This is a genomic window from Marinomonas epiphytica (assembly GCF_054780655.1).
The window spans coordinates 75,432-84,372 of the sequence record NZ_BAAGVX010000010.1 but is presented as its reverse complement, the minus strand read 5'-3'; the positions used below and the strand labels follow the sequence as shown (position 1 = coordinate 84,372).

Annotated in this window: 4 protein-coding genes; all 4 read left to right on the top strand. The window is 37.2% G+C overall.

Going from position 1 to position 8,941, the window contains the following annotated elements; translation table 11 throughout:
* The first annotated feature begins 571 nt into the window (after window positions 1-571).
* On the top strand, window positions 572-853 hold the full coding sequence (locus tag ACYVGZ_RS03980) for a class I SAM-dependent methyltransferase (protein WP_460751538.1): 282 nt from the start codon (window positions 572-574) through the stop codon (window positions 851-853).
* Window positions 854-985: 132 nt separating this feature from the next.
* A complete protein-coding gene (gene dptF, locus ACYVGZ_RS03975; RefSeq protein ID WP_460751536.1) occupies window positions 986-2,578 on the top strand; it encodes a DNA phosphorothioation-dependent restriction protein DptF in 1,593 nt (530 codons plus the stop codon).
* A gap of 1 nt (window position 2,579) precedes the next feature.
* Entirely contained in the window at window positions 2,580-3,890 is a 1,311-nt protein-coding gene (dptG, locus tag ACYVGZ_RS03970) for a DNA phosphorothioation-dependent restriction protein DptG (RefSeq protein WP_460751533.1), read from the top strand.
* Complete coding sequence (gene dptH, locus ACYVGZ_RS03965; protein WP_460751530.1) at window positions 3,871-8,937, top strand: DNA phosphorothioation-dependent restriction protein DptH; 5,067 nt, start codon at window positions 3,871-3,873, stop codon at window positions 8,935-8,937. Before dptG ends, dptH begins: the two co-directional genes overlap by 20 nt.
* Window positions 8,938-8,941: the final 4 nt, after the last annotated feature.

Genomic DNA, 8,941 nt, shown 5'->3' with positions numbered 1-8,941 from the left:
GGATATTAGTTATTACTTGATGAGTTATTACAACCAAAAGCGGCCTCATCAAAAAAATAAGGGAATCAGCCCTCAAGCAGCTGAAGAAAAACTTAAAACTGTGTCCGGAATAAGTTGACCACTACATAAAGTAACCAAATGCGCCAGCCCCCGCCAATAAGCCTTCTTAAACATGGCTGTCTTGTTAAAACTCTACCACTTTCAAATACCCAAACCGTAGGGGGCCGTTAGGCCGAAGGCCGTAATGCACCGCTGGGAACGCAGTTCCCATAAAGTAACCAAATACGCCAGCTCCCGCCAATAGACCTTTTTAAACATGGCTGTCTAGTTAAAACTGGAATGCCATTTTTCAAATACCCAAACCGTAGGGGGCCGTTAGGCTGAAGGCCGTAATGCACCGCTGGGAACGCAGTTCCCATAAAGTAACCAAATGCGCCAAAGCCCAGCATATGACTCTTTGTGACATGCCTGTTTCTATAACAGATCTTTCATATCGATCGAAACCGAAGATTTTCACAAGCGTACCTGATAGTATTTACTCAACATTACAATTTTTAATGGATGGGGCTAAATGGACTTAAAAAATAGTACAGCCTTGTATTATGACACCTTCGCTAAGAGTTTTACTGAAGGTACGCTTAATGCAGATATGTCGGCAGTTTATGAGCGCTTTGTTCCTTATCTACCAGAGCAGGCTTATATCCTTGATGCGGGTTGCAGTAGTGGCCGTGATGCAAAACACTTTCAGTCACTAGGACATAAAATATTAGCCTTTGATGCCAGTCCAGAATTGGCAAAATTGGCCTCGGAATACCTACAGACAGAGGTGTTAGTTAAAACCTTACCTAACTAGGAATTTAAATACACAACAGCTTTTCGATTCTGAAATACATGGGAGAATGGGTCATCTAATTCTAATGGCTAACTTGAAGTTTTGGTAAGTAATCAGTTATAACACCTAAAATATTAGAAAAAGGAATTTAGTATGCGCTTTAGAGAAGTACTAAGTGTATTGTCAAAGTCTTCCCCTTACGCTGTATCTACAGAGCGAGACAGCGAAAATAAAAGCCAGCTTGATGCAGTAAAAGAGTACTTGTACATCAAAATGCCTATAGCTATTGATGTTGAAAAGAAAATCTCAAGCTTTTCATCTAACAAACCAGAAGTCTTGTTTTTATGTGGAAGTAGTGGCGACGGTAAATCTGAAATACTAACTGAATGTAAAAAACGATTTAGTAATCGAGCGCACTTCCACTTAGATGCAACTCACAGCTTTGATCCTCGCGAAAATGCAATTCAAACCTTAGATAAAGTGTTTGAAGAATTTGAATCAGGTACTCAGCCACTTATCGTTGGTATTAACACTGGTATGTTAGGTAATTACGCAGAAGAAGGCTCAAACGAAAAATTTAAAAGCGTAATAAGAGGTTACCTTTCAAAGAATATCTCAACTGAAGGTATAATTTTTATAAATTTTGAGGATTACCCTAAATTTTTTATTGATAAAGAAGGTTACACCTCTGAATTTGCGAAAAAATTACTTCAAAAGCTAACAGCAAGTGATGACAATATTATCCGTCAGGTTTTCGATAAAGAAAAATCAGAACAAACAAGCCAGGCGAGTAAAAGACTGCAAGCTAATTACGAGCTTTTAAGTATTCCAGAAGTACAAAAAACTATAATTGAGTTATTATTCAAAGCACGCTTAATGCGAGACCAATTTTTAACTGCGCGAGCGTTACTCGATTTTATTTTCATGTTACTGGCAGGTCCTGGTTACCTCTTCGATAACCTTTTTTCCGGTGGTGATAATGAGTTAGCAAATAAAATAATTGAGTTTGACCCTGCGCATTTAAGAACAAAGAAAATAGACCGTTTTATATTAGCAAATGATCTGAATTTACCTGATCAAGAGTTTACTGAGTTTAAAGAGTTTTTAAAAAGTTTAGGGATAGATACGATCGATAATAGCCTATCTTACTTGCGCTTATTTTATATTCTTAAAGGAGGTCATTTCTCTAATGATTATCACGCAAAATTCGAACAAGATTTCAATGAATCACTGATAGAGCAGTACATCAATGTGTATCAATTACACAGAGATTTTGACAATAGCCCAGAGCATAAAAAACAGATTAAGGGTTTTTACAATAATACGCTTCGCACTGCTATTAGAAAGTACAATAACCGTAACGCGCCTAATTTAGATAAAAGCCATTATTTAATATCTGAGCTAAACGGCTTTCAATTAGTTTCAGAGTTAGATATTAAGGCCGATTTAAAAAATATCTTAAACTTTTATCCAAAGTCATCTGCAAGTTTTACAGCTTTTATTAAAGTGCAGGAACGCTCTCTAGCAATCCCTGTAAACATTAACTTATTGCGGTTGATGAAAAGAATTGCCGATGGGTACCGACCTAATAAACACGATAAAAATACCGTTGTACTCTTAGATGAATTGATAGATGAAATTGCACAAGTTGCAAATCAAGTTTCAATATTACATGTAATCAAAGAGAATAAGCACTTCACTATCAAAAATATTGATAACGAAGAGTTTGAAGTGAGTGGGCTATAAAATGATTAAAGAAACTTTAACACCACCAAACAATAACGCATTTAATACATTTTTACCCTTGAGAACAAAAGACAAGCACTATAAGTTCTGTTGGGATACTGTACTAGGCTATTTCGTACATGTTTTATACGCAAAGTCACTGGTAAATGGCGACATAGCGCATTTCAAAGATTTATGTGAAAAGCGTTTTTCAACAAAATTAGACGAGCCTGAGTTTTGGTCGGTATTGGAGAAAATGTATTTTGAAAATGAGCAGCTTTTTAAAATATCACCAGAACTTCTTATTTTTAAAGCCCTTAAAGATGAAGTAGATACAAACAGTAAAAAGTTGGGAGACATGTTTGTTGGCCTATTGAATGGCTTAATACTCGATAGCTCCTCGGTTAACGATTTAAACTTTTTAGAAAAAGAAATAAAATCCGAATTTGATAGTTTTTATGTATCAGGTAGATCAAAAGCAACACTTAAAACAGAACCTGCTTATTTACCATTTTTGAGCGATCTATTTAAACAGGATTTAGAGTTTTTAAATAAAAGACCTCACTACTTACTAAATAACTTTAACTCGGTTATTCGCTTATATGGATTCTTATATGTATCGCAAATGGCGCTGAATATAAAAAATTGGGCAAATGGTGCTCCATCAAGCAAGCCCTGCTTTTTTATTATTGATAACGAAAAGGCAAGCGACGAGCGTTCTCAAGTTAAAAATTTTGGTTATAGCCAACTTCACGAATATCTAGAATACCTTTTCCCTTATTTATTCATGAATGAAACTATACAACCAAAAGGTGAGATTAAGCCTCTTTGGCAGCTATTTGAGTCCCTCACTGAGAACGATATTAAAAAGTTAAACCAATTTGGCTGTGATTTTGTAGAAGATCGAACACAACGGAAATGGTACAACACAGAGCAAAACTGGTTATATTCAAACGATAAAAAAGAAGTATTACAGCAATTACTTAACTTATCCCATGCGCAATTTGATAATAAAAAGGGCCGCTTAACAGAATATAACGACACCGTTGTCAAAGGTACGTTGGGTAATATTTTAGATCCATTTATTCAACGACGAGGGCGCGCAGGTCAAGTCCTTACGTTTAACCAAGATTACATAGTGCTATTAACTAACCTTGCTATTGGCGAGCGAGATAAATTACGCTTTCACGAAATTATTAAAGAATTTGAAGCAAGGGGCGTGTTTTTTGATAAACAAAGCCAACAATCTTTAATTGATTTTTATGAGCGAATTGGCAACGTAGAAAGAATGAGTGATAGCGGAGATGCAGTATATGTTAGAAAAACAGTTTGAAGACTTTCTAGTTAGTCACTTTAGCGTCTGGGCCTCAGAAGAATTAAAAGTTGGTTTTCGTTATCAGTTCACTAGTCCTGATAGTGATAAGGGTTTTGCACTTTATCAAGCCTTTATGAAAATTGCAGGCAATAGCGTAACTGTAAAAGGCATTAAGTTAAAAACGGTGCAGTACGGTGATGTCGGATTAATTCCTGTATACGAAGGTGAAAACTTTACAGAAAACTACATAGCGCATTTACGTGATGTTGTTTCAGCTATGGAAGGTGAAACAAAAGGCACAGCCTTATTAATCATTCATAACTCGATGCTCGACACGCTAAAAAATTCGACAGAAGATGTAGCGCAACCTGGTGTTGTTTGGGACCCCCAAAACATAAAATTATTGCTTCATAAAGAAATAGACCAAACTGATGAAAAAGCGAAAGTCTCTGAATGTTTACTCGACTATCACTTTGATGAAATAGTTGAAGATGGAGCCACTATGTTTGGCTTTGAAAAACTATATTACGCAATTGCAGATGGTGACTTACAGTTTCATGAACTTGGTTTATTGAACGATGAGCAACTTTCGCTGGAAGGCTGGGAAGGTGAACAAATTAGCTTGCGCTTGAAAGAAAATAAAAAGCTAAGCGATAAGCTCGACTTCATCACTCATCATTTTCCAAACGAACTGCAAGACAAATTAGCCGCTTTAGATTTCAGTGAAAAATTTATTAAAGAGCATTTTCCTGAGGGAAATGTAGAAAAGTACAAAGAAAGCCTCGACATAGGTGAATGCTTTACAGAACAGCAAAAAAATAGAACTAATTTGTTAGAGCTTGAAAGCGAAAAGGCCCCATACATTGAGCTACTTGCAAAAGCAAAGTCAGAAAAAGGGGCAGGTCTAAGAGAGCGCCACCTAATATTAATGTTAGAGCCAGATCAACATACATTCGAATTAGAGCTGTGCTTTATCAATCAAAAGTTAAAAGATAGCTTTTGTAAAATTCATCAAAGTAAAGAGCTGCCAAATGTTGATATAACAATTAAAAACCCGGGCGGAATAAGAAGTAGGGCAGTGCTTACGAGTAGTTTTGACGGACAAGCTCGTTACTTTAACTTTCGTGTTAAAACCGACAAACCAAAAGAAACTCACAATTTTAAAGTATTAGTAATTAGTAAAAATGATTTTTACATTGACGGTTTTAAGCACACTTACTTAGTTGATCCCAAAAAACAATGGTTAACGCTGCAAACTGATGAGCAATCATTACAAATAAGCGATTTAACAAATACTAGTGCTCTTGCAGAAAACAACCAAATATTTGATTCAAATGCAGTAGGCATTGTTGATTTTAAAAAGCTAGCAACTGAATCTGATGAAATAAACTTCACCGTGCAAGGTGCGATTAGCCAATTAACTTTTAATGTTGAAGGGGAAGTATCAACCGATACTTTATCGTTACCTTTATTACTAGACCAAGGTCGTTTTAATCATTTATTTAACGATGAATACTATGGGCAATTCAATCGTAGTAAAAATAAAGTACTTATAGACGGAAAGGAAGTAGCACCTAAAGCCAAGCGGCTCACGTTATTACAAAACGAAGCTGAGTTACTTGATAGCTTAACCTTAGCTAAGCTTGCTAATGGCGATGATATTAAACTACAAAACTTAGAAGCGCATTATGCTGACTTGTACTTTGCTTATCGCGATTTATTTGATTGTTTAACACATACAAAATCGTTGTTGAGTTTATCGGGCTGGGGCGAAAAACTTAGAGAGCTTGCTACACAAGTTATTGAAACTTACCAAGCCGCTATTGATGAAATACCTTACCACGCACCACTTCTTGAGCAGCACAAACTGTTGGTAAATATTGGCTTTTCAGATATTGATGAGCAAACTTATATTACGCCATATCATCCACTGGTACTTGCATATAATTGCAACTTGGCAGGCATATTAAGCAAAGATAAACAGGCAACAGGGAGCTTTAAAAAACTACCTCCTGTTACTATTCAGCGCTTAACCGCGCAGGGGCTTTTGCCTTTTGTATATGACCCTTTGCATGATTTTTCGTATAATCATGCCGAAAAAGAAAATGTATTCTGGTCCAAACTTGTTCCACAACAAGAAAGTAGCTATGACTTTGTACGCACGCTCGTAAAAGACAAAGTAGGCAAATTTACCACGGCCTTTAAACATTTATTTGTAGCCGGAAATAAAACAAAACTGATTATTAACTCTGTCAATAATCAGCAAAATAAAGAGCTGTTTTTAGGCTTAATTGATTACATTAAGCTCAAAAAAAATAAAGTCACCAACATTCATGTAAATTTATACGACGAAGCGCAGTGCTATACCTGGTTCGACAGGTTTGCAGACATGGCAAGCTATGATGAATTAAAAGAGCTTTGTGAGTTAAACAAAGGGGCTGCTCGCGAGCAGGCTGATAGCATAATCGATTTGCTAAGAACGCGTTTAACATACAGTAAATTTGAGCACGAAAAAGGCCAAAAAGAGCAGCATTATGCACATATGTCGTTTTTTAAAAATAACGAACGTGTGCAGGCGACTGACGTTGATTTATTAAAACAAGAAACCGGTGTTGTTTGTCATGGCTTAATGCCAGGTGAGTCTGCATCAAATAAAAATGGCAGCTATTACACATCGTTTGGCCTAAAAGGCATTGATGTTGACAATGCACCACAATTAAAGCTAGTTGCTAAATATAGCGGACTAATAAAGCCAGCAAAGCGCCATCATGAAGAGTACAGCGAGTCTAAATCTCAAGCTCTTGTAGTTACAGAAAACTTTAAAACGTTATTAGAGCGTTCTTACGAGAACTCAATTTGGACCACAATAATCGATCCTAAAGTAACCTTAGAGTTTTTTGAAAACCAAAAGAACATGGTGCTTATTCATTATTCTGATAACTACACAAACTCAGTTAATTACGATGCAATAACGGTCACTAAACAAACCGATCTATACCACAAAGTACTCGAAAATGACGAGGGAGGTATCATCGAAGAGTTTAATGCCTTTAATGGTGAATGGTTGCTAAACCTAGTCACGGCAAATGATAACGAACGAAAAGAAAAGCGCGGCATTATCTGCGCTTATAAATACATTAACTGCTTAGTGGCAGACTCTGATATTACCTGGGTGCCCCTTTCTATTGCGGAAGTGATACGAGTGGCAGGTAACTTAGGCCTAAATATGGCTGATAGCGATTTATCGCGCCATGCACAAGGCTTTAAAAAAGGTGTTATCTCAGACGATATTTTATTTGTTGGCTTTAAAGGCCAACAAATGATTTTACTGCCAGTTGAAGTTAAAACTGGTAAGCGCCAAACCCATAGTAAAGGTGTTGAGCAAGCCAAAGAGCTAAAACAATACTTTGAAGCACTTCTTGGGCAACAAACACTTGCAGGGCATTTATACCGAGGCTTATTTATGCGCCAAGTATTAATGCAAATTGATAAGTACAAACTTTATAAAGTGTATAAAGAGGGTTACTTTAATAGCATTGAGCAACGCAGTGCGCAGTGGCTACAAGGCGATTATGAACTTGCTGAACTTTTAGATTATCCGGCAGGCTTTTTATTTGTAAATGTGGAAGATGATAACTTTACCAAAGCATCATTCTTAAAATTGCACAACATACTCAAAATAGAGCTACCAGCAGGTAATTTATCTCACTGGGTTAAAACCCCAATGCAGAATTTATTAGCCGACTTAACCCCTGCTAAATTACACCATATTGATGCGCAATATATTTTAACTAAGAGCGCAACAACGCAAAAAGTAGTACTTGAACAAAATGCCAAGGCCGATGATGAAGCTGAGCTTACAAAAACACAAGGTACAAAAATTACTGCATTAGACGACATATCACCACCTAGTAACAATAGTAAAAGTGCAGAGCAAACAAACCCTACAGGGGTTAAAGAGGCAGACACAAATAACTTAGTTATGGCTGCGGCATCGGCTCGCAAAAAAATGAGTGAGAGTGATTTAAGTGCAATCTATCAGCAAATTATTGATTGCTACTACAGCCACAATATTACATTACTCAAACCAGATAATGTTGAACCTTTTATTGAAGGGCCTGCCTCTATTTTATTCCGAGTTGGTTTAAATTTAGGTGACAAGCCTGAAAGCGTATTTGCCAAATCGCAATCACTTAAGCTCGCGTTAAAACTAGAGCAAGAACAAGACGTAGGCTTTGGTATTGATAAAGGCTGCATTACGATTGATGTACCAAAAAGCCAAGAGCAACGTTACTTTGTAGACCAAAATGACATTTGGCCAAATTGGCAGAGGCCACAAAATGCACTAGAAGTACCGCTAGGTGAAGACCGTTTTGGCGAAGTAATTAAACTCAATTTTTCTTCTTCAAACTGCCCGCATTTACTTATTGGTGGTACAACTGGCAGCGGTAAGTCAGAAGCACTCAACACCATTTTATATGGCATGGTTGAGCATTATACGTCAAGTGAATTAAAGTTGATGCTAATAGACCCTAAAGGGACTGAACTTAACGATTTTGAGCGCTATCCGCACTTAATAGGGCGCATCGGCTTTGATGACGAAGACGCTCTAGAGCTGTTAACCCAAGCGGTTGCTGAGATGCAATCGCGCTACGCGCAATTTAAAGCGCAAGGTGTACGCTCTCTGCCAGACTACAACGCCAAAGTAACACCAGAAGAGCGTATTCCTTGGTGGGTATTGGTGCTTGATGAATACGCCGATTTAACATCAGACAAAGACATGAAAAAAGATATTGAAGCCGAACTTAAGCGCTTAGCGCAAAAAGCCCGTGCTGCCGGTATCCACTTAATTATTGCCACGCAAAAACCAAGTGGCGATGTAATCAGCACAAACTTACGTTCTAACCTACCAGCTCAACTTGCACTACGTGTTAAAAATGGTACTGAAAGCCGTGTTATACTTGATGAACATGGCGCTGAAGTACTTAACGGCAAAGGGGATGCTTACCTTAAATCAGAAGGTAAATTGGTTAGGATTCAGTGTGCAAGAGTTGTATTAAAATAATAAG